16 protein-coding genes are annotated in these 21630 nt (G+C 57.8%); 7 read left to right on the top strand and 9 right to left on the bottom strand.

Annotated elements, in window-relative coordinates; translation table 11 throughout:
- Positions 1-17: 17 nt before the first annotated feature.
- From QZT71_RS06460 to QZT71_RS06450, 3 genes are all read right to left on the bottom strand, one after another.
- Positions 18-3236 (bottom strand): TonB-dependent receptor, encoded by a 3219-nt coding sequence (locus QZT71_RS06460; RefSeq protein ID WP_295914067.1) that lies wholly within the window; start codon positions 3234-3236, stop codon positions 18-20.
- Positions 3237-3359: 123 nt separating this feature from the next.
- The gene (locus tag QZT71_RS06455; protein WP_295914064.1) at positions 3360-5912 is read right to left on the bottom strand and encodes a sodium/solute symporter; all 2553 of its coding nucleotides are present in this window, start codon (positions 5910-5912) and stop codon (positions 3360-3362) included.
- Between the two features lie 25 nt (positions 5913-5937).
- The gene (locus QZT71_RS06450; RefSeq protein WP_295914060.1) at positions 5938-6837 is read right to left on the bottom strand and encodes a dihydrodipicolinate synthase family protein; all 900 of its coding nucleotides are present in this window, start codon (positions 6835-6837) and stop codon (positions 5938-5940) included.
- A gap of 818 nt (positions 6838-7655) precedes the next feature.
- Between QZT71_RS06450 and QZT71_RS06445 the strand changes: the two genes are divergently transcribed.
- Positions 7656-7853 (top strand): helix-turn-helix transcriptional regulator, encoded by a 198-nt coding sequence (locus QZT71_RS06445; RefSeq protein WP_295914059.1) that lies wholly within the window; start codon positions 7656-7658, stop codon positions 7851-7853.
- Between the two features lie 241 nt (positions 7854-8094).
- Here the strand turns inward: QZT71_RS06445 and QZT71_RS06440 are convergent, their stop codons facing one another.
- Positions 8095-9771, bottom strand: coding sequence for an AMP-binding protein (locus QZT71_RS06440; protein ID WP_295914055.1), 1677 nt, complete (start codon positions 9769-9771; stop codon positions 8095-8097).
- A 100-nt stretch (positions 9772-9871) separates the two neighbouring features.
- On the opposite strand from QZT71_RS06440, the gene queG reads away from it, so the two are divergent.
- The gene (gene queG / locus QZT71_RS06435) at positions 9872-10810 is read left to right on the top strand and encodes a tRNA epoxyqueuosine(34) reductase QueG (protein WP_295914094.1); all 939 of its coding nucleotides are present in this window, start codon (positions 9872-9874) and stop codon (positions 10808-10810) included.
- A gap of 1 nt (position 10811) precedes the next feature.
- Here the strand turns inward: queG and QZT71_RS06430 are convergent, their stop codons facing one another.
- From QZT71_RS06430 to QZT71_RS06415, 4 genes are all read right to left on the bottom strand, one after another.
- Complete coding sequence (locus QZT71_RS06430) at positions 10812-12953, bottom strand: fimbrillin family protein (RefSeq protein WP_295914053.1); 2142 nt, start codon at positions 12951-12953, stop codon at positions 10812-10814.
- Positions 12946-13068, bottom strand: a complete 123-nt coding sequence (locus QZT71_RS06425) for a hypothetical protein (RefSeq protein ID WP_295914051.1) — start codon at positions 13066-13068, stop codon at positions 12946-12948. Before QZT71_RS06425 ends, QZT71_RS06430 begins: the two co-directional genes overlap by 8 nt.
- Before the next feature lie 580 nt (positions 13069-13648).
- Positions 13649-14608: a hypothetical protein gene (locus tag QZT71_RS06420; RefSeq protein ID WP_295914048.1), complete on the bottom strand. Its 960-nt coding sequence runs from the start codon at positions 14606-14608 to the stop codon at positions 13649-13651.
- Positions 14609-14723: 115 nt separating this feature from the next.
- Positions 14724-15173, bottom strand: coding sequence for a nucleoside deaminase (locus tag QZT71_RS06415; protein ID WP_295914046.1), 450 nt, complete (start codon positions 15171-15173; stop codon positions 14724-14726).
- A gap of 187 nt (positions 15174-15360) precedes the next feature.
- On the opposite strand from QZT71_RS06415, the gene aspS reads away from it, so the two are divergent.
- From aspS to QZT71_RS06390, 5 genes are all read left to right on the top strand, one after another.
- A complete protein-coding gene (gene aspS / locus QZT71_RS06410) occupies positions 15361-17121 on the top strand; it encodes an aspartate--tRNA ligase (protein WP_295914044.1) in 1761 nt (586 codons plus the stop codon).
- Between the two features lie 58 nt (positions 17122-17179).
- On the top strand, positions 17180-18334 hold the full coding sequence (locus QZT71_RS06405; protein WP_295914041.1) for a site-specific DNA-methyltransferase: 1155 nt from the start codon (positions 17180-17182) through the stop codon (positions 18332-18334).
- A gap of 10 nt (positions 18335-18344) precedes the next feature.
- Complete coding sequence (locus QZT71_RS06400) at positions 18345-19058, top strand: hypothetical protein (protein ID WP_295914038.1); 714 nt, start codon at positions 18345-18347, stop codon at positions 19056-19058.
- A 16-nt stretch (positions 19059-19074) separates the two neighbouring features.
- Positions 19075-20349, top strand: coding sequence for a replication-associated recombination protein A (locus QZT71_RS06395; RefSeq protein WP_295914036.1), 1275 nt, complete (start codon positions 19075-19077; stop codon positions 20347-20349).
- Between the two features lie 145 nt (positions 20350-20494).
- Positions 20495-20989 carry a metallophosphoesterase family protein gene (locus tag QZT71_RS06390; protein ID WP_295914032.1) on the top strand — a complete coding sequence of 165 codons (495 nt, stop codon included), beginning with the start codon at positions 20495-20497 and terminating at the stop codon, positions 20987-20989.
- A gap of 217 nt (positions 20990-21206) precedes the next feature.
- Here the strand turns inward: QZT71_RS06390 and QZT71_RS06385 are convergent.
- Positions 21207-21630, bottom strand: a 424-nt coding sequence (locus QZT71_RS06385; protein WP_367112541.1) for a glycosylhydrolase-like jelly roll fold domain-containing protein, incomplete at its 5' end; no start/stop codon positions are given.

Here is a 21630-nt window from a genome sequence, read left to right as displayed (position 1 = left end):
TTCTTGCTTGAAGTTAATTAAAAGATCAGACGTACGCCGAACGAGAAGCGCCGGATCGGAGGATAGTTGTAGAATACATCGCCGTCGTAGGTGGTCGACGACCCCGCTTCGGGCGAAATCCCCTTGACCTCGGTGAAATAGTAGAGGTTGTTGCCCGACACGGTCAACGTGACGCCTTTCAGGCCGACTTTCGTGAAGAGTTTCGACGGCAGCGAGTATTGAAGCGTAATCTCGCGCAGGCAGAGGTAGTCGCCTTTGTAGGTGAAAGTGTTGGTGGCGCGGCGATTGTAGTTGTCGTTGCCCCAGTTCGAGTCGTTGGCGTAGAATTTGGCGTACTTGGTTTTGTCGCCGGGTTTTTTCCACGCTTTGAGCACATCCTTGGCCAATGCGTAGTTGTTGGTGAAGGTGCCGTAGAAGTAGCGCGAATAGGATTCGTCGAAAATCGAGTGGCCCGTGGCCCAGTCCAGATAGAGCGACAGGGTCCAGTTTTTGAGCCGGAACGAGTTCTGCAGGCCGCCGGTGAAAGGCGGAACGGTGACACCCAGGCAGAACTGGTCGGCCGTGGTAATCTGCCCGTCGCCGTTCCGGTCGGCCCATTCATAGTCGCCGACGCGTTTGGCGCCCTTCCGGGGCAGACGCGACAGGGCGTCGTAATTGGCATTGGCGGCCTGCTCTTCGGTTTCGATGATGCCCGTGGCAACATAGCCGTAGAAGCGGTTGAGGGGCTCGCCTTCGGCAATGCCGCCGAAGAAAGTGCCGTCGCCCAGGGCGATGCCGCCCGTGCGGTTCTTATCGATACCGTTTTTGGGCAGCTTGAGCACCTTGTTCTGCTGGTAGCTCAATACGAGTTTCGACTCCCAGCTGAAGTTCTTTTTCACGATGTTGCGGGTGGTCAGCTCCAGTTCATAGCCCCAGAAGCGGACTTTTCCGAGGTTGGTCCAGAACTTCGAGAAACCCGTCGTGTTGGGCAGGTTCTGCTGGTAGAGCAGGTTGCGCGTGCGCTTGTCGAAGAAGTCGGCGCTTACGTAGATGCGGTTCTTGAACAGGCCGGCTTCGATACCGATGTCGAGCTGGTTCGAAGTTTCCCATTGCAGTTTCTCGTTGGGCATCTCCGAGGGCTTGATACCCGCATTCCCGTTGTACATGTAGCTGGCGCCGTAGGAACCATAGGCGTCGTAAATACCCACCGAGGCATTGTTTCCGGTCGAACCGTAGCTGGCGCGCAGTTTGAGGAAATTCAGCTGGCGGATGTCGTTGAGCCAGGGTTCTTCGGTCAGCACCCAGCCGCCCGAAACGCCCGGGAAGAAGCCCCAGCGGTCGTCTTTGGCGAATTTCGACGAGCCGTCCTCGCGGAAGGTGGCCGTCAGCAGGTATTTGCCTTTGTAATCGTAGTTGAGGCGTCCGAAGAAGCCGATCTGACACTCGGCCTGCTCCGACGAGGAGATATCGTCGGGTTCGAAAACCGAGGAGCCGTTGATGGTGGTGACTTTGTCCGAAGTACCGCCCGAACCGGCCATCTTGACCGTCTCGTAATCGCGTTTCTGGTAGGAATAACCTCCCATAATCGAGATATTGTGATCTTCGGCGAACGTCTTTTTGTAGGAAACGTAAGCTTCGAGTTTTTGGCGTTCAGTCAGGGTCTGGCTCCACGACGATTTGCGCGTGGCATCGAAGACATTGGCTTTGATGAACTGCTTGGCTTTCGAGTCGGTGCGGAAGAACGACCCCTGCACATTGGCCGTCAGGCCGTCGATAATCTCCCATTTCAGACCTCCGATGAGCGACAGGTAGTTTTTCTGGTTGCTTCGGTCATAGTACTTGTTGTAGAAGAGCGGAGTCTGCGACGAGGAGTTGTAACCCTCGACCGGTGTGCCGTCTTCGTAGTAGGCGTTCATCGTCGGCGGGTTGGCCAGTGCGCGGGAGATGGTGTTGCGCTGGTTGGCATAGGCTTCGGTGTTGGTACGGGCGAAATCCACGCCGAAGCTGGCCGTAAGCCGCTTGGTAATCTTGGCGTCGAGGTTGCTCTTGAAGTTTACGCGGTTGTAACCCGTCGAGAGAGCCACGCCTTCGTCGTCGGTGTATCCCAGGCTGGCCGAGTAGCGGATGCGTTCGCCGCCGCCGTCGATTCCCAGGTAGTAGTTTTGCCACCAGGCACCGTTATAGAGCAAATCCTGCCAGTCGGTATCGCGGTACATGATTGTTTTCGAGGGGTTGACCGGATCGGGCATGGTCCTGTATCCGGCAGGCAGCACATCCGTTGCGGGATCATAATAACGGGTCGAGAAGATGCCGTTGGGCTTGTTGCCGATACCTGCCGAGTGGGCTCCGTTCAGGTAGCTCAGGGCATCGGATACACGCGAAGGGGTGCCCAAATATTCGGCGACCGCCGTGCGGACGACCTCGATGTATTCGCGGGCGTTCAGGAATTCGATCTCGGTTTCGGTGTCCTGCCAGGCCCAGTTGGCTTCAAAGGTGATGCGGGGCGCCTTGTTGTAACCGCCGCGCTTGGTGGTCACGAGGATGATTCCGTTCGAAGCCTTTGCCCCGTAGATAGCCGACGAAGCGGCGTCTTTCAACACGTCGATCGAGGCGATGTCGTTGGGGTTGATGGCCGAAAAGTCGCGTTCGACACCGTCGACGAGCACGAGCGGGGAGTTCGAACCGTTGATCGACGAACCGCCGCGAATCTGGTAAGAGAATCCGCCGCCGGGCGAGAAGTTGGTCTGCGTGACTTTCAGACCGGCGATCTTGCCTTTCAGGCCTTCGCCGACGGTCGAAATCGGAATGTTTTGCAGCGCCTCTCCGTCGAGTTTGGCAATCGAGGAGGTCACCGACCGGCGCGATTGTTCGCCGTAGCCGACCACCACGACTTCATCCACGGCGATGGATTCGGGGGCCAATTCTACGTCGATGCGGCTCTGCGAACGGATTACGGGAACCTCCTGCGTCCGGTAACCGATGAACGATACGACCAGCGTGGCATCGCCGTTGGCCAAATCGAGTGCGAAGCTGCCCTCCGAGTCCGTGGTGACACCCTGGGTCGTGCCTTTGACAATGACCGAGGCTCCGACAACGGCCTGGCCATTGTCGTCCATGACCCGCCCCGTCAGGCGGTGAGTCTGAGCCCAAGCGCTCATACCGGCGAACATAAACGCCAGACAGAGGAGGCATCTCGATGCGACGCTCATCTTCCGTATCCGGAGTCGAAACGCCTCTTTGTAGTAGAGTTTTTTCATTTGGCGGTAATTTTTGGTTTCATGATATAGGGTTGGTTATTATTTATTTGTTTTATAAGACAAATAGACTGGCAGAAATGCTTTTCACGAACCTCATGCCGTAAAAAAGCGGTTGCGAGCAGACTACGTCCGGGATTTTCGTTTACCGTAGATGGTCAGCGAGTCGGTATCGCGGTTGCTGCGGGGCACGCAGAGGCTCGCCAGGTAACCGACAATGAAACAGGAAAGGAATCCGGTGGTGGAATAAAGCAACAGATTGACATACCCGCTGCGGGCCACGAGTATCTGCACGACGATGCTGGCTGCAATGCCGCACAGGGCGCCGAACGTATTGGCACGCCGAGTCGTGAGGCCCAGCAGGAACAATCCGCCCAGGCCGCCGAGCAGAATGCCGAGAATCTTCGAAAATTCGTCCCACAGCGATTTTATCTCCCATGAAGCCATTATCAATGCGAAACCTACGCCGACGAGCCCCAGTACGAGGGTCGAGAGGCGTGCCGTGCGCAGCAGTGCGCGGCCGTCGTGTGCGGCAGGGCTGATTTTGCGGTATATATCCGTGACAAAAGCCGTGGCGGCGGAGTTCATGCTGCTGCTGAGCGTCGACATGGCGGCGGCGAACAGGCCGGCGATAATCAGCCCCAGCACGCCCGAGGGCAGTTGGGTGCTGATATACCACGGCAGGATGGCGTCGCTGTCGCGGACAGCCATACTCAACTCCGCCGGATAGTGGCGATAGAAAGCCCACAGCGCCGTGCCTACCAGAAAGAAGAGGACGGTAGCCGGAATGGTCAGTGCGGCGTTGACGTAGACACCTTTGCGGGCTTCGCGTTCGGTGGCGGTGGTCAGGTAGCGCTGGACGATGGTCTGGTCGGTGCCGTAGGTGGTGATGTTGGTAAAGAACGTTGCAATCAGCACCGTCCACATCGTCGGCTGACGCAGGTCGAAAGTCGTCGAGCCGAGGTTGAACTTCCCGGCTTCGGATGCCGATGCGACGATGGTACCCAAATCCTCGGGGAGTTGGAGGCAGACGATGACCAGCACCGTGACGGCAGCGCCCAGGAGCACGACGACCTGCAGGGCTTCGGTCCACGCTACGGCTTCGATGCCGCCCATAAGCGTATAGGCGAGGCTCAATACGCCCATCAGGGTTATGCAGAGGAAGATGTCGAAACCCGTGACGACATTGAGCGCAATCGACGGCAGCAACAGCACGACGCCCATGCGTCCGATTTGAAACAGGATGAAGGCGATGCTGCACAGGATGCGCACGAGGGGGTTGAAACGTGCTTCGAGGTATTCATAGGCCGTGGTGACATTGAGCCTGCGGTAGAACGGGATGAACAGCAACACGATGACCGGTACGGCCAGCACGATGCCCGAGTTGAAAAGCAGATAGCTCCAATCCGTGGCAAAGGCTTTGGCCGGAATGGCCATGAAGGTAATGGCGCTGAGTGCCGTTCCGAAGATGCTCAACCCGACGATGAACCACGGGATGCGGCCTCCCCCCTTGAAATAGTCGTCGGAGGTCTTCTGGTTTTTCGAGAAGTACCAGCCGATGAATGCCAGCGAAAGGAAATAGAGGGTGATGACGCCGATGTCGAGTCCTGTCAGGCGGTGGATGGTACTTTGGAGCGTTCCCCGCAGCAGGACGGGCGTGCGCACCCCCGGACTTATCTCACCGCTGGTAATCAATATGCCGTCGTTGTCCGGGAGAACATTTGTCGTGACCGGGAGGACGATGCCCCCGGGAACCGGAACTTCCCGCAGTGTTCCCGTAATCGTGTGGTAGAGCCGCAGCAACTGGTCGTCGGAATTGGTTCCGTCACGGCCGCCCATGAGCAGGATGTGGTTGGTTCCGAACGGCGCCGCTGTTCCGGCCATGACCGGAAATTCTCCTTCGAGGCTGCTCCAGCTCCCGAGCCGCGGGTTGTAGCAGTAGCCGTCATGGTGCACGGTCCAGGCAGAATTGCCAGAAAAGTCGCGGCCGCTAAAGAGGTAAAAACAGTTGTCGAATCCGTCGCTTTGCGGCGCCGCCACGGCGAATGCCCGCGCCGGCCCGGGCCATGGCGGCAATTCCTGCCACCCGCGCCCGCGGTCATGGAGATCGAACATGAAGAAGTTGCGGGTAGCAGCAGCTTCGTTTACCCGCTCAATACCGCCCGCCACATAGATACGATGGCCGACCAGGGCCCCTGCAGCATTGGCCAAAGGGCGCGGCAGCGAAGGCCAGGGGGTAAAGCGGGGCTGATCGCCGTCGAGTGTCAGCAGCAATACCTGCTCCGTGCAGTCCGTGGCGTTACAACCGCCGATGCAGAGCACGCCCTCGGGCAGCGAGACCGAGATTCCGTAGGCCCGGGGTACGGGCAGTGCATCGCGGATGACCTGCCAGCCCCCGGAGGTATCATAGATATACAAATCCCGGTGATAGCGTTTCTCCCCGTTCGCAGCGGGAGTGCGGTCGGGAAAGTTGGCACCGCCTGCAATCAGCAGCTTTTCGCCGATACGGCCCGAGAAGGCGCCGGCTATTCCGATGTTGGGCGTCCCGTCGAGTTGCGGCAGGGTCAGCGAGGAGTCCCAGCGGATGGCATCGGTTTCCGTCAGTTGCGTTGCGGGAACCCCTGCTGTCGATACAGCCGTGCCGAAAAACAGGAAAAGTGTCAGTATCAGGTTTCTCATAGGTCGGAAGAGGTTGGCGGTGCCGTTATTTCACAAAGCCGATTCGCTCGAGTTCCTCGCCCAGCTGGCGCATCTCGGCCCCGGTGTAGGGCGCGAAGGGCAGGCGGCAGTCGCCGCAGTCTATTCCCAGATAATTCATAATGGCCTTTCCGCCGCGAACTCCGCCGCCGTGGCGGATAATGACGTGCACGATGTCCACCGACTCCTGCTGGAAGACGCGGGCACGTTCGATATCGCCTGCGAGGAAAGCGTCGTAGAGGTTCCGGTAAATCGACAGCGAATAATTATAGGTACTGCCCACGCCTCCGCGGGCACCCACGGCCATGCCGCAGAGCAGCATCTCGTCGAAACCGTTGAGAATGTCGAAACGGCCGTCTTCGAGGCGGATGCATTCGAGCATCTCCATGAAGTTGTTCGAAGTGAATTTAATGCCGTTCAGGTTGGGAATCTCACGCGAACCTTTTTCGAGAAATTCCTTCATCGGCAGGTTGACGCCCGTTACCGAAGGCATGTGGTAGGTGTAGAACGGAATCGGAGCGACGGCTGCGGCAATCGGCTTGTAGAAAGCCACGAGCTCCTCGACGGATGCGGGTTTGAAATAGAACGGGGCGATGGCGCCGACGGCGTCCACTCCCTGCCCGGCGGCATGACGTGCGAGCTCGATGCAGTCGGCCTGGCAGGTGCCGCCCACGTGCGCAATGACACGCATGCGGCCCGCGGCGGCTTCGACCCATGCTTCAAGGACGCTTTTGCGCTCGGCGACGGTCATCGAGGTACATTCGCCCGTCGAACCGCAGACGAATACGCCGTCGGCACCGTCGGCAACGAGTTTGTCCGCGTAGGGTCGGATTTGCGGGAGATTGATTGCACCGGTCTTGTCGAACGGTGTGAATACGGCAGGAATGAGTCCGGAAAGTTTTGTCATGGTATCTGGGTTCATAAGTTTTTTTAGAAACAGACTGAATAATCCTATTTGTATGACAAATATAGGGAGATAAAATGAAAATCCAAAAAAGTCGGGTATTTTTTTCGTTTCCGGGGAAAATTTATGTATTCGAAGTTATTTCCCCGCTTGACAATTTCAGCCGGGAAAAGCGTTCTTCCGGAGCCCGGCCGGCTCCTGGCAAGCAACCGGCTGCGCCCCTCCAGAAAGAGAGAACGGCCGGTTTGCTATCCGGCTTTGCCATCCGCCTATCGCCGCCCCGCTGCCGGTCGAGGTTCCGAAATCGCCGCCCTGCTGCCGAAAGAACCTACGCCGACAACCTGACGAACAGTCCGCGGTCCTGCAAATCTCCGGGCTTGCGGGCAATCAGTTCCTAACCTGCAACAGGTCATTGGGAACGCAGTATTATGCCCGGAAAATTGAAACCAGTACCGCTGCCTTCCCGTCAGCGATTCTCCTATAAAAAAGAAGCGGCCCGAATTATCGGGTCGTTACAGCCTTTCAATCGCCTGCGGGCTCCCGGGGGAGGGGGTTTCCATACGCCGGAAAACCATGCCCGACAGAAAGACAGGGAACCCCCGCAAGAGGATTCCCCGCAGTCAAAACGGCCCCGGCAACGGCGGGTACGCTTCACAGCGACGCCTCATCCCGCCCGAAGAGCTGCCGCCCCGTTCTGGCTTGCTTTCTGTACTTGTTACAAAGGTACGCAAATTTCTCCGTTAATGATGCATGCATCATTACCAAAATTCGGGGAGCATCGTTTCTTTGTCAGCATGAAACAACCGTGGCGAGATAAACCGTTGCTGAAAGCAATCGCAGGGCGGCTCCGGGAACTGCGTTCCGCCAGGGGCATCTCCCAGGAGGCCGTATACGAGGATACGGGCATCCATATCGGCAAAATCGAAACTGAAAAATACAACATCACGGTCAGCACCCTCGCCCGGCTCTGCCGCTATTACGACACATCGCTCGAAGCTTTTTTCAAAGAGATAGAATAACCCCCGCCGGAATCGGCGCCTCCTGCCGGGATAAGCTGCTCCCGCATCAACGAAACACCCCGCCGACCCGTCCGGATAACGACCATTAAGAAAAAGCCACACACAGGCTTCGCCCCCTGCCGGCTTCGGGCACCACTGTCCGGAGAGCCGCCGAAAATACGCAGTCCCCGCCCGAGCACAACCACTCGCCCCGCACCGGGAGGAGCACGACAAAAACGCCCCGGATGATCCGGGGCGTTCGCTATTTCGTTTCGGGCTTTCCCGCAGGTTGCTGCTCCTGCTTGCCGTGCCCGCTCTTTTTATTATATAGGAACCGTTTGATTTTGTGCGTCGGGGTCTTGGCGAAATCGTCTTTCTCCTCGACGACCTCTGAAATACGCGAGAAACGGTTGACCTTGGCGTTCACGAAATCCATAATCTCCTTTTTGAGCTGCTCGGTCTTGGCCTCCCAGGCCTCCTTTTTGGTCTCCCACTCTTCGCGCCAGTCGTCGATCATCGACTCGATTTCGTCGCGGTTGAAGTGTACGAGGGCCACGAGTCGCCCCTCCTGCTCGGTGACAATCGAATCGGCGATGTAGACGTGCGAGTTGAGCACGGTTTCGATATCCTCGGGATAGATGTTTTCGCCGCCGGGGCCCACAATCATGTTCTTCAGGCGCCCCTTGATATAAAGCCAGCCGTTCTTGTCGAACTCGCCCAAATCGCCCGTGCGGAACCAGCCGTCGGCCGTGAATACCTCACGGGTTGCCTCGGGATTCTTGAAATACCCGAGCATGACGCTCGGCGTGAGGGCCACGATTTCGCCCTGCTTGGTGTCGGGATTGATGTTCTCCAGCCGCAGTTCGACACCCGGCGCCTGCGGCCCGGTCGAGCCGAGGCGCACCTGCGAGGGTGCGGCACCGGCCAGCAGGGGCGCGGTTTCCGTCAGCCCGTAACCGATGGCATAGGGAACTTTCGCCTCCAGCAGGAATTTCTCGGCCCCGCCGTCGAGCTTGGCGCCGCCGATACCCAGGAAACGCAGGCGGCCGCCGAACAGCTTGAGCAGTTTCTTACCCGCCACGCGGTGCAGATAGCGGCGCATGAAGCCGACTTTATAGAGCGTGCGCCAAAATCCGTTGGAGTTGAATTTGGCCAGCACCTGGTGGCGGTAAATCTTCTCGATGATGAGCGGCACGATGAGCATCACCGAGGGCCGTACCGCACGCAGCGCCGGCATCAGCGCCGAAGCCGTGGGCGGACGGTCGAGGTAAACGACCCTGGCGCCCATCGAGAAAGGATAAATCATGCCGATCGAACATTCGTAGGTGTGCGACAGGGGCAGCACCGAGAGGAAAACGTCGTCGGGCTGCACGGGAAAGATGCTCGACGAAATGGCGACCTGGGCGCAGAGCGCCGAATGGGTCAGCATCACCCCCTTGGGTTTCGACGTCGTGCCCGACGTATAGATAATCACGGCCAAATCGCCGGGCTGCGGCACGGCGGTCGAACCCTCGCCCCGCACCCGCTGCGCGATGACGCCGAGGTTTTTGGTGCGCACCACCACGTTGAGCCGTTCGATGGTCTGTTTCGAAAGTTTGGTGAAGAGTTTGTCGGAAACGAGCAGGGCCTTGGCTTCCGAATGCTCGATGATCATGTCGAGCTCCTCGCCCGAGAAATCGGGCAGAATAGGCACGGCGACCATGCCGGCCGACGTGACGGCGAAATAACACACGCCCCAGTTGGGCATGTTGCTGCTCAACAAGGCGACTTTGTCCCCGGCGCGGAGCCCGGCCCCGGTGAGGATTTCCTGTACTTTTTCCATACGACGGCCCACCTCGGCATAAGTCACGTCGTCACCTTCGAACATCGAAAAGGCGACTTTCGACGCGAACTTCTCCACGCTGTTGCGGGCCAGTTCGTAAAGTGTATTGATGGTCATAATTCGTTCTCGTTTTAACTACGTCCCAATAACGCGAAAGTTTGGGGCGAAATTACTAATTTCCGGCTAAAAATCACTATTTTTGAACCAAAATAATACGATGCTCGACCATCTGCACATCAAAAAACTTGCCGCCGATGCGGGATTCGACCTGTGCGGCCTTGCGCCCTGCCGCCACCTGGCATGCAACGAAGCGTGGCTGCGGGCATGGCTCGACAAGGGATACCAGTCGTCGCTGGGGTATATGGAGCGCAACGTCGACAAGCGCGCCGATCCCCGCAGGCTGGTCGAGGGGGCTCGCACGGCCGTGGTCTGCGCCGTCGGTTACAAGAGCCGCATCGGCGAGGGCTATCCCCCGGGGCACCGCACGAAAGTGGCCTCCTACGCCTGTGCGGCCGATTACCACGCGACGATAAAAAGGATGCTGGGCTCCATGCTCGAAGCGCTGCAGGCCGCCTGTCCCCGACTCGGGGGCCGGGCTTTCGTCGACACGGCCCCGCTGCTCGAGAAACAACTCGCCGTGGAGGCCGGGCTGGGATGGATAGGCCGCCAGTCGCTACTCGTGACGCCCCGTTACGGCACCTACGTCCTGCTGGGCGAGCTGCTGCTCACCGAAGAGGCCGACGCCTACGACGCGCCGTTCGAGGGCTCGCGCTGCGGGCGCTGCCGCAACTGCATCGAAAGCTGCCCCACGGGGGCCATCGTCGCCCCGAAAGTCATCGACACGGGGCGCTGCATTTCGTGCCACACAATCGAAAAAGAGCCCCCCGGAGAACTCGGCCTCGACGGCTGGATATTCGGCTGCGACCGCTGCCAGAGCTGCTGCCCCCACAACCACAAAGCGCCGATGCACGCCAACCCGGCTTTCGACCCCGTGTTCGATCCGCTGGCGATGGACGCCGCCGAATGGCTGGCGATGGACGAGGCGCAGTTCGAAGCCCGCATGGGCTGCACGCCCCTTATCCGCAGCGGCCTCGCACGTATCCGGGGCAACATCGCCCCGGAGCAGTATCCGTCGCAAGACAAGGCCCCGGAGTAAATCACTCTTTCATACACCGCACGGGCAGTCCGAATCCCCGCGGGTCGGAATAGCGCTGGTAGATATTGGTGCCCGTAAGGCCGAACACCCACGCCCCGAACGTGTCCGAGGGCGCCGGCGCGCTCGACCAGTAATACCCCGACGGGGTAAACGAGAAGGTGCCGAATTCGTCGTAACGGTAACCCACGCCGGGATAGTAGGTCGTATTCGTACCGTCGTAGACGAAATTCCACCCCTGGACGAAAGAGCCCGTGGCGTTCACGTCACCGCTGGCCACCGTCGCGGTATTGCCCGTTTTGGTAAACGCGCTGAAAACATAGGGATGCGGTATCTTCCACCCCGGCGGGCAGGGGTCGAACAGCGTCTTGACGGTCGTCTGCCCAACGGTGTACCCCGTCGGATTGCCCCAGAGTTCGTTGTTGCGGTAATCCGGCCCGTTGCCCTTGCCCCCGCCGTAATACCAGTCGTAGGAGGTTCCGGGCACGGTGGCGATAAAGATGTCGGGATGTGCCGTGGCATACCACGTGTTGCCGACATAGCCGGCATACTGGCCGGGCGCTCCCGTCGTCTGCTCGGGCTGCCATCCGCTGATGTAATTATGCGGCACGTTCTGCGCGTCGAACACCACCAGTCCCCACGGGAACGGGTCTTTGCGTCCCCACTGGTAGAGAGGTGCCCGGAACGACCGGGCATAGGCGCCGTCCTCCTTGTAGATGGCCCCGAGGTTGCGGTCCATCATCACGGCCGTCCCGGCCCCGTACACCTGCTCGTAGGCCGGGTACATCGCATACGTTTCCGCCTGTGCGAGCAGTTCGTCGCCGGTCTTGTCGGTAATCCAGATATGCCAGCTCCAGAGCGCCTCCGTCGCTGCGGCATCGGCGAAGAGGCCGATCACGGCGTTGCCCCCGAGCGACGTGGGACGCCCGGAGAGGGAGAATCCGATTCGGCCGCCGGCACAGGAGATGCTTCCCGGCTCGATCAGGTAGGGGTTGCTCTGCCACAGCAGGCGGGCCTCGGCGCCGGAAAGCGAGGCCGAGAGCGCACGCCCCTCGAATTTCTGCACGGCCTGCCGCAGGCCGTCGGTGATGACGCCGTTGCCGGCGACCGTCGCATCGAACGAATAGGCCTGCGAGGAAAGCGTGGCGATGTAGCAGTTGGCCGTCTTACCGTCTGCCGTCAGGTCGATGACGGGTTGGCGTGCGGTTCCCGTGGCGACGTCCTGCGTGATGACTTTCATCTGCCCGGAGCCGATGACCAGCCCCGGCCGCGAATAGGTCGCCGTATAACCGTCGGTCGTGGTCACCACGATATAAACCCGGCCGCTGCCGCGCGAATAATCGGCGGGATTCACCGTGAAATAGGCTTTCACGGGCGACGTCCCGAGTACGGGCGGCTCCGTAAAGGCCAGCCCGCACAGGTTGAGCTGCACGGAGGGATAGGTATAGGTCGCCGTATTGTTGCCCGTCGGCGCCGTCAAATCGAACGAGAACCCGCCGGTCATGTTGGCCATATCGGTCAGGGCGCCGTTCGAGGCGACCGAGGCAGCGTCCGTATTGAAAAGCATTACCGAAGCGATGCTTTTCCCGGCCATCTCCCCCGACCCCGTCAAATCGGCTTCGATGACGGCGAAGGCGTGTCTGAAAAGCAGGGCGCCGAATTCGCCCGTCGTACCCGTCACGGCCCCTGCGACCAGGAAATCGTTGTCGCCCAGGTGCGACGAGTCGCCCGCTGCCGCCTGCACCTGCTGCGACGCCAGCGTAAAGTCCACGCCGGTCGCATCCGCGGACGCCTGCTCCGAATAGGGATAATAGGCGTAGAGCGTGTAGTCGGACGCCCCTTCCGCCAGCGTGATGTCGCCGCTGAAGACGCCTCCCGCAGCCGCTTCCGTCCCCGCGAAAGCCAGCGGGGCGTTGACCGTCGTAAAGGTGTCGCCGCTCCGGACATAAACGCCGATACGGTCGCCCGGCGACCAGAGCACGTTGTAGCCGTCGGGGGCCAGTTCGGTTCGCGTCGAGGGCGCGGAAGCCTCGATGCGCACGCTGCGCGTTACGGTCTTCGGCGGCATGACGCCTTGCGTCGGATCGTCGGAGCAGGCGCACAGCAGCCCGCAGTAGACCATCACCGCCCAGGTAAACCTATTCATTCCACTCCTCCCGGTCGAAACCCTCGACCTCACCCTCCAAAGAAGCCGCAAAGCCGCGCCCGACATACACTTCGAGCACCTCGGTTTCCGGCCGGACATACGTTTTACGTTCCATAATAAAGCTGTTGATTATCCAGGCGGCACGCATATTTCGTACCAAAAGGGCGGACGGAAAAGGGGACAAAACAGCGACCTGCGAGAAGAGGCGGACCGGGCATGCACGGGCGAGGGGCAATCAGAAAAAGCCGGAGGAGAATCGCCGCACCGGAGTGCGGCAGAAAGGCATGTCGGACGGGAACAGGCAAAAGCACCGGACGACAGCATAAAAACGCCCCGGCAATGACAGGCGAACACTCCCGAAAGCAACGCGCCCCCCGGTAATGACAGGCAAACGCTCCCGAAAACGACACGAAAAACATCCCGGACGACAGCAAAAGAGATTCCGGACAAGGGCAGACAAACATCCCGGACAGCAGACCGGCTCCCCGAAGCAGCAGGCGGCGCCCCCAGGCGGCAGAAAGGCGCCCCGTACAACGGCCGAAAAAACGCGCGCAGGCAGGCGGGAAACACCGCAAAACCAGCGGCGCCGCAACCGGCCCGGCCCTGTCCAGCTACGGCCCGAATCCTCACCGCAAACAAAAAAAAGCGGGCTCCCCGGAAAAGGGAACCCGCTTCGTATATCGCGGTCTACGCTGTTACTTGGAAAGTTCGGCAATCGCCGTCTTGGCACCTTCGACTGCGGGGCCGTCGGTCACTTTCTTGAACGCGGCGATAGCCTGCGGCTTCATCTCCTTGGCATTGTAAGCCACGCCGATCTGGTAGTACATCAGGCTCTTGTCGGCCGGGTCGGTCTGCGCCGCTGCGGCTGCCTCGCCCAGTTCGATCACCTTGTTGAAATCTTTCTTGTTGGCATAAGCCTGCAGGCGCACGTTCTGTGCCAGCGCACTTTCGGGGTTCTTGGCCAGCATGGCGTCGGCAGCAGCGATGATGCCGTCGAAATCGTTGGCAGCCTGCAGTTTGGCAACCATGTTGTTGGTGTAGAGCGTAATCATCTCCTTGGCCTTGGCGGCGTCATCCGCATATTTGGGATGCGTCTTGGCGGCAACGGCCTCGTAAACGTCCATGCCCTTCTCATACTGCGCCATATCGCCCGTGTTCATGAACATTTCGCAGTAGCTCATACCGAGGTTGAGCGCCATGGCCGTATTGTCGGGGTCGGCGGCGTAGCCTTTGGCGAAAATCTCCGAAGCGGTCACGTAATCTTTGTTGTTGAAAGCGTCGCCGCCCTGTATCTGGTAGATTTTGGCAACCCAACCGTTCGCCTTGGCCATCTGCGTCATGTCGCCGTAGAGTTCGGCCAGCTCCGCCGATTTGCTGAAGTTCTTCAGCGCCTCGTCGTAATTCTTGGATTTCAATGCACCGCCGCCCAGCATGAAATAGGCTTTCGGAAGCGTCGACTTGGCGGTGGCCACCAGCGAAGCCGCACCCTCGTCGTCCATACCCTGGTCGATGACTTTCTCGAAGCCCTCGGCGGCAGCCTGGAAATTCTTGGCGCCGAACGCAGCCGCAGCTTCGTTATAAATTGCCGTTAAATCCTGCGCCGAAAGCGACATTGCTGCCATCAGCGCGATTACCGATACAAATAATTTTTTCATTCCCTATTCGATTTTAAGATTCGTTTTTAAATTTTTCAGTTCTCTGCGCCCCCTTTCCGGGCGCGTTGGATGCAAAAGTATATTTTTTTTCTTTTTTTTCAAAAATAAATGCGGCCTAATCGCGTAAACCCGCGAAAAACGAAGTCATCAACGTTTCGCATTCCGCGGCGAGAACCCCGCCTGCGGCCGTCGTTTTGGGATGGAAAACCGTTTCCGAATAACGCCTGTATCCCCTCTTCGGATCGTCGGCGCCCCATACCACGCGGCCCACCTGCGCCCAGCCGATGGCCCCGGCGCACATGATACACGGCTCCACCGTGACGTACAACGTGCATCCTTGCAGGTATTTGCCCCCGAGCGTCGAAGCCGCGGCCGTCAGGGCCTGCATCTCGGCGTGGGCCGTGGGATCCGAAAGTGTTTCGACGAGGTTGTGTCCCCGTCCCACGACCGCGCCGTCGGCCACGACGACGGCGCCGATGGGCACCTCCTGTTCCTGTAACGCTTTGCGGGCCTCGTTTAGTGCGAGCCGCATGAATTTTTCATCGGTCTTACGTTGTTCTTCCATAGCGGGGATTTTCCGCAAAAATAGGGAAAAACTTTTACAACCCGCAATTTTCCGCCCCGGCCCTCCCCGCAAAAACGGCCCGGCACCTGCGGCGCCAAATAAAATCCCGGACGCAGTTCCTTATTTCGTATCTTTTATTTAACTTTGCGGGTTACAAGAACAAAACGAAACAAAAACTGATTTTCATATGTACAGAACCCATACGTGCGGCTGTTTGAGAGCCGGCAACGTCAACGAAACCGTCACCCTGGCCGGATGGGTGCAGAAAGTGAGGAACCTCGGCGCCATGACTTTCATCGACTTGAGGGACCGCTACGGCATCACGCAGATCGTCGTCGAGGAGCACTCCCCGGCCGAAGCCCGCGAAACGGCCGGCAGGCTGGGCCGCGAATGGGTCGTACAGGTCACCGGCAAAGTCGTCGAACGGTCGTCGAAAAACCCTAAAATGGCTACGGGCGACATCGAAGTCGCCGCCGAAAAGGTAGTCGTGCTGCACGAGGCCGAGGTTCCCCCGTTCACCATCGAAGAGGTGTCGGACGGCGGCGACGACCTGCGCATGAAATACCGCTACCTCGATTTGCGCCGCCCGCCGCTGCAGCGCAACATGATTCTGCGGCACAAGATGGCGCAGGAAATCCGCCGGTTCCTCGACAGCGAGGGATTCCTCGAAATCGAAACGCCCTACCTGGTCAACTCCACGCCCGAAGGCGCGCGCGACTTCGTCGTGCCCAGCCGCATGAACCCCAACCAGTTCTACGCCCTGCCCCAGTCGCCGCAGACCCTCAAGCAGCTGCTGATGGTCGCCGGCTATGACAAATATTTCCAGATCGTGCGCTGCTTCCGCGACGAAGACCTGCGCGCTGACCGCCAGCCCGAATTCACGCAAATCGACTGCGAGATGTCGTTCGTCGAGCAGGAGGACGTACTGGCGATTTTCGAACGCTGGGCCAAGCACATGTTCCGCGAAGTGATGGGCATCGAGCTTTGCGAGCCGCTGCGCCGCATGCCGTGGATCGAAGCGATGGAGAAATACGGTTCGGACAAACCCGACCTTAGGTTCGGCATGGAGTTCGCCGACATCACCGACCTTGCCAAAGGCCACGGGTTCAGCGTATTCGACGCCGCCGAATACGTCACCGGATTCGCCGCCGCGGGCTGCGCCGCCTACACGCGCAAGCAAATCGACGCACTCACCGAGTTCGTCAAGCGCCAGCAAATCGGCGCCAAGGGGCTGATTTGGATACGCGTCGAGCAGGAGGGCGTCAAATCTTCGGTCGACAAGTTCTATTCGCCCGAAGAGGTCCGCGCGATGGCCGAACGCTGCGGCGCCAAAGCCGGCGACATGGTCTTCATCCTCTGCGGCAAGAAGTTCAAGACGCTGACCCAATTGTGCGCCCTGCGCCTCGAAGTGGCCCAGCAACTGGGGCTGCGCGATCCGCAGAAATTCGCACCGCTGTGGATCGTGGACTTCCCGCTCTTCGAGTGGGACGACGAAACGCAGCGCTACTACGCCATGCACCACCCGTTCACCTCGCCCAAGCTGGAGGACGTACAGTATATCGACAGCGACCCCGGCCGCGTGCGCGCCAATGCCTACGACTTCGTCTGCAACGGCACGGAAATCGGCGGTGGCTCGATCCGTATCCACGACTCGAAGCTGCAGGCCAAGATGTTCGAGGTGCTGGGCTTCACGGCCGAAGAGGCAGAAAAGCGTTTCGGCTTCCTGATGAACGCATTCAAATACGGCGCACCTCCCCACGGGGGCCTCGCATTCGGCTTCGACCGCCTCTGCTCGCTCTTCGGCGGCTCGGACTCCATCCGCGACTACATCGCCTTCCCGAAAAACAACGCCGGCCGCGACATGATGCTCGACGCCCCGAGTTATATCGACCGTTCGCAGCTGGACGAACTCTTCTTGGAGCTTCGCAAACCGGAAGAGAAGCAATAATAATCATTTAATGTCCGGCATAGCCTCAAATATGCAAAGAGCCAGACAATAGAATCGTATGACAAAAAAGATCGTAATACCTGTTATAATTGAAAATGATATTTTAGTTGAAAAAGATAAAATCCGGAATTTATTCGATTCCTTTTTCAGCAAAGACTTTTCATTTGTTTTTGCAAAAAAACAAGCAAAAATTCATCTCGCTGTTTTAGATTACACGTTATTTGAAAATACAGCAAAGAAAATTTTAAGCGACAACATTCTGAATGCCGCTTCAAAAAAAGTCATACATGACATATTGTATTCCATAGCTTCGATTAAAAGTTATGGAATCAAGGGAGGAAAAAGGATTTACGCCACTTATAACGACGAAAGGAAAGTACAAAACCGCAAGAAAAAAGAGGAAAAAAGGCAGCAGTTTTATTATACGAAAGGTAACGATTTTTCAAAAACGAATGTAGAGATTCCTGCAGCCTACGAAAACAAAATAATCTGCGGAGATAGTCTGGAAATTTTATCCCGCTTACCAGATAATTGTATTGATTTGGTTGTTACTTCTCCTCCTTATAATTTCGGACTCGATTATACGTCTACAGATGACGACAATCATTGGAAAGTATATTTTGATATATTATTCGCAATATTTTCGGAGTGTATAAGGGTACTTAAATACGGTGGCCGCGCAGTAATTAACGTACAGCCCCTATTCTCCGACTACATTCCGACCCATCATTTGATCAGCAATTTCTTTATTGAAAAGAAAATGATCTGGAAGGGCGAAATCCTATGGGAAAAGAATAATTACAATTGTAAATACACGGCTTGGGGCAGTTGGAAAAGTCCGTCGAATCCCTATTTAAAATACACGTGGGAATTTTTGGAGATTTTTTGCAAAGGAGATTTAAAAAAAGTTGGAAACTCGGCAAATGCCGACATTAGCGCCGATAATTTTAAAAAATGGGTTGTCGGTAAGTGGTCGATTGCCCCTGAAAGAAAAATGAAAGAATTTGATCATCCCGCGATGTTTCCTGAAGAATTGGTACAGCGGGCATTACAATTGTTTTCTTTCGAGAACGACATCATCCTCGACCCTTTTAACGGGGCTGGAACGACGACAAGCGTTGCAAAAAAACTAAATCGCAGGTATCTAGGTATCGATATCTCCGAAAAATATTGCGAAACTGCAAAAAAAAGAACCTCAAATTCCCTTTTTTAATACTTGCTCAATGAAAGAAGCTAATATTCGTTTATTGGATGATTTGGCGATAGAAGCCAATGCACAGATCAGAGGCATTGAACAAATCGCCAAAAAAGATATCGATCGTGCATATGGAGGAATTGTCAGAGCCAAAAAAGGAGCTTTGGTAGAGAAGTTGTGCAAGGCGTTGGTAAAGATTGCTTGGGACGAATTAGGAGGAGATAAAAAATTATTATCGCTCTCTTCGCATAAAGTCCCTATTGCTCTGAAAGAAGGTTATCTGAAAAAAATAAAATCACCGGAAGTACGGCGACACATAGATGAGAATTACGAGAGTTTTATATATAAAGCGCAAGTCGACGTACATGTCTTTATCAGAGATGAATTTGTATTGGGAATTGAGTGCAAGGCCTATACCGAGAATGCCATGTTGAAAAGGATTTTAGTGGATTTTTCATTGCTGAAAACCGTTTATCCTCAAATGCAATGTGCTTTGTTGCAGCTCGAAAGCCAACTGACAGGCGATTATTCACAAATAAATAAAGAGGTAATTTACGGCAGCTATTCAACCCATGTTTTGATGTCCTATTTCAATGTCGACTTAAATATTATGACATTATTGGAGGGAGAGCGAAAGCCCAACAATCCTATTCATAAGCCTGAATGGTTCAAAACATTAAAAACAGCGGTCCTTGTAAAAACAGTTGAAAAAATCAAGGAGCTTTTGCAACCATTTATCTGATTAAACCGAACCGGATATGTCAGCACCCCTTGCCGAACGACTGCGCCCCCGCACGATAGACGAATACATCGGGCAGGAGCACCTCGTGGGTAAAAACGGGGTGTTCCGCAAGTTCTTCGAAACGGGCAACGTACCGTCGTTCATCCTCTGGGGCCCGCCGGGCGTGGGCAAAACCACGCTGGCGAAAATCGTCGCCACGCAGCTCGACCGGCCGTTCTTCACCCTCTCGGCCGTCACCTCGGGCGTCAAGGACGTGCGCGACGTAATCGAGTCGGCCAAAAAGCAGCGTTTCTTCGACGCCCGGCCGCCGTTCCTGTTCATCGACGAAATCCACCGTTTCAACAAGTCGCAGCAGGATTCGCTGCTGGGCGCCGTGGAGCAGGGTATCGTGACGCTCATAGGCGCCACGACCGAGAATCCCTCGTTCGAGGTGATTTCCCCGCTGTTGAGCCGCTGCCAGGTTTACATCCTCAAATCTCTGGAGGACAAAGACCTGCAAACGCTGCTCGACCGTGCGCTGACCACCGACACGGAGCTCAAGGCGCGCCAGGTCGAGGTAAAGGAAACCGGAGCGCTGTTCAAATTCTCGGGCGGCGACGCCCGCAAGCTGCTCAACATCCTCGACATCCTTGCCGGTGCGACCGAGGGCAGACTGACGATTACCGACCGGTATGTCACCGACTGCCTGCAGCAGAACATCGCCCTCTACGACAAGAACGGCGAACAGCATTACGACGTCATCTCGGCCTTCATCAAATCGGTGCGGGGCAGCGACCCCAACGCCGCGATTTACTACCTCGCCCGCATGCTGGCCGGGGGCGAGGAGCCGCGCTTCCTCGCGCGGCGGCTGGTAATCCTCGCCTCGGAAGACATCGGGCTGGCGAACCCCAACGCCCTGCTGCTGGCCAACGCCTGCTTCGACACGGTGCACAAAATCGGCATGCCCGAGGCACGCATCACGCTGGCCGAAACCACCATCTACCTCGCCACGAGCCCCAAGAGCAACTCGGCCTACATGGCCATCAACAAGGCCCTGTCGCTGGTCGAGCACGACACCACCAACCGCCCGGTGCCGCTGCACCTGCGCAACGCCCCGACCAAACTGATGGACAAGGCGGGCTACGGCAAGGGTTACAAATACGCCCACGATTTCGCCGGCAATTTCGCCGAGCAGGAGTTCCTGCCCGAAAGCCTCGCAGGCACGAAATTCTACGAGCCCAACACGGGAAACGCCACCGAAGCGAAAATCGCCGAACGCATGCGGGAGTTGTGGAAAGACAAATATAAGTGAACCCGGCATGGCCCGTTTCGCCTTCGCCCTCCGGCAGGCCGTATCCGCTGCCGGCATATACGCCGCCTGCCCGCGGGTACTCTTTCGCGCCGCTGTACGGCATTCCCCATATCCTGAACACAGGCAAACAAACGACTGAAATAACATGAAACGCATCGGCATCCTGTCGGATACGCACGGCACATTCGACGACACGCTCCGCGACTTTTTCAAAGAGGTGGACGAAATCTGGCACGCGGGCGACATCGGCTCGCTCGAACTGGCCGACCGCATCGCCGCCTTCAAACCCCTGCGGGCCGTTTCGGGCAATATCGACGGCGGCCTCACGCGCCGCCTCTACCCTGCTTTCCTCTCGTTCGACTGCGAGGGCGTACGGGTGCTGATGACCCATATCGGCGGCTATCCCCGCCGTTACGACCCGCGCGCCGTGGCGAAGATACAAGAGCTGCACCCCAAGCTCTTCATCGCCGGACATTCGCATATCCTGAAGGTCGTCTACGATCCCGTCTACGACCTGCTGCACGTCAATCCCGGCGCCGCCGGGCAATACGGGCTCCACAAGGTGCGCACGGCCGTACGGCTCGTAATCGACGGCACCGAAATGCGCGACATGGAGGTCGGCGAGTGGCCGCGGGGATAATCCGGCAGCTTTTCCGGCAACGCACCTGCCGCCCGGCAGCGGCCCGAACACCCCGCAGTACAATTTTCCGGCATATATCCGGCCGGCATTCCGCAATTACCCGCCCCCGACTGTGCCGCGACGATGCGGGCGGCCCGCAGTTCCCGACAAAAAACCGGACGGCATGCGATGCCGTCCGGTTTCTGTTCCCGGAATACGCTAAACCTTTCCGGGCAGGTCACTCCCCGATCTCCAGCCGTACAGGCCCGAGGATACCCGCTTTCGTATCGCCGCGGTAAACCGTGGGCGAAGCGAGGAAGATGTTGGCTGTCGTGTTGCACACCCGTATTTCGATCCGGTTGTTTCCCGCGTGCAGCAGCCCCGTCACATCGAAGCGCCAGGGCGGCGTGAGCCGCAGCCCGGCTTCGCGGCCGTTGACCAGCACCTTCGCCGTCGAAACGACCTCGCCCAAATCGAGCGTCACGCGGCCCGCGGGAGCCGCATCCAAATCGACGTCGGCAGTGTACCAGGCCGCACCCGAATAGGTGCGCAGCGCATCGTTGCGGCACCAGTCGCCGACCGTATAGAGCCCCTCGCCGCAAACCAGTTTCACCGGGCCGTCGATCGCCGCGCCGCCCGCATATCCGCGCTCCTCGGTAAGC

The organism is uncultured Alistipes sp. (assembly GCF_902388705.1).
GTDB lineage: Bacteria > Bacteroidota > Bacteroidia > Bacteroidales > Rikenellaceae > Alistipes.
The sequence above is the reverse complement of the archived record's forward strand: the minus strand, read 5'-3'. Positions and strand labels throughout refer to the sequence as shown.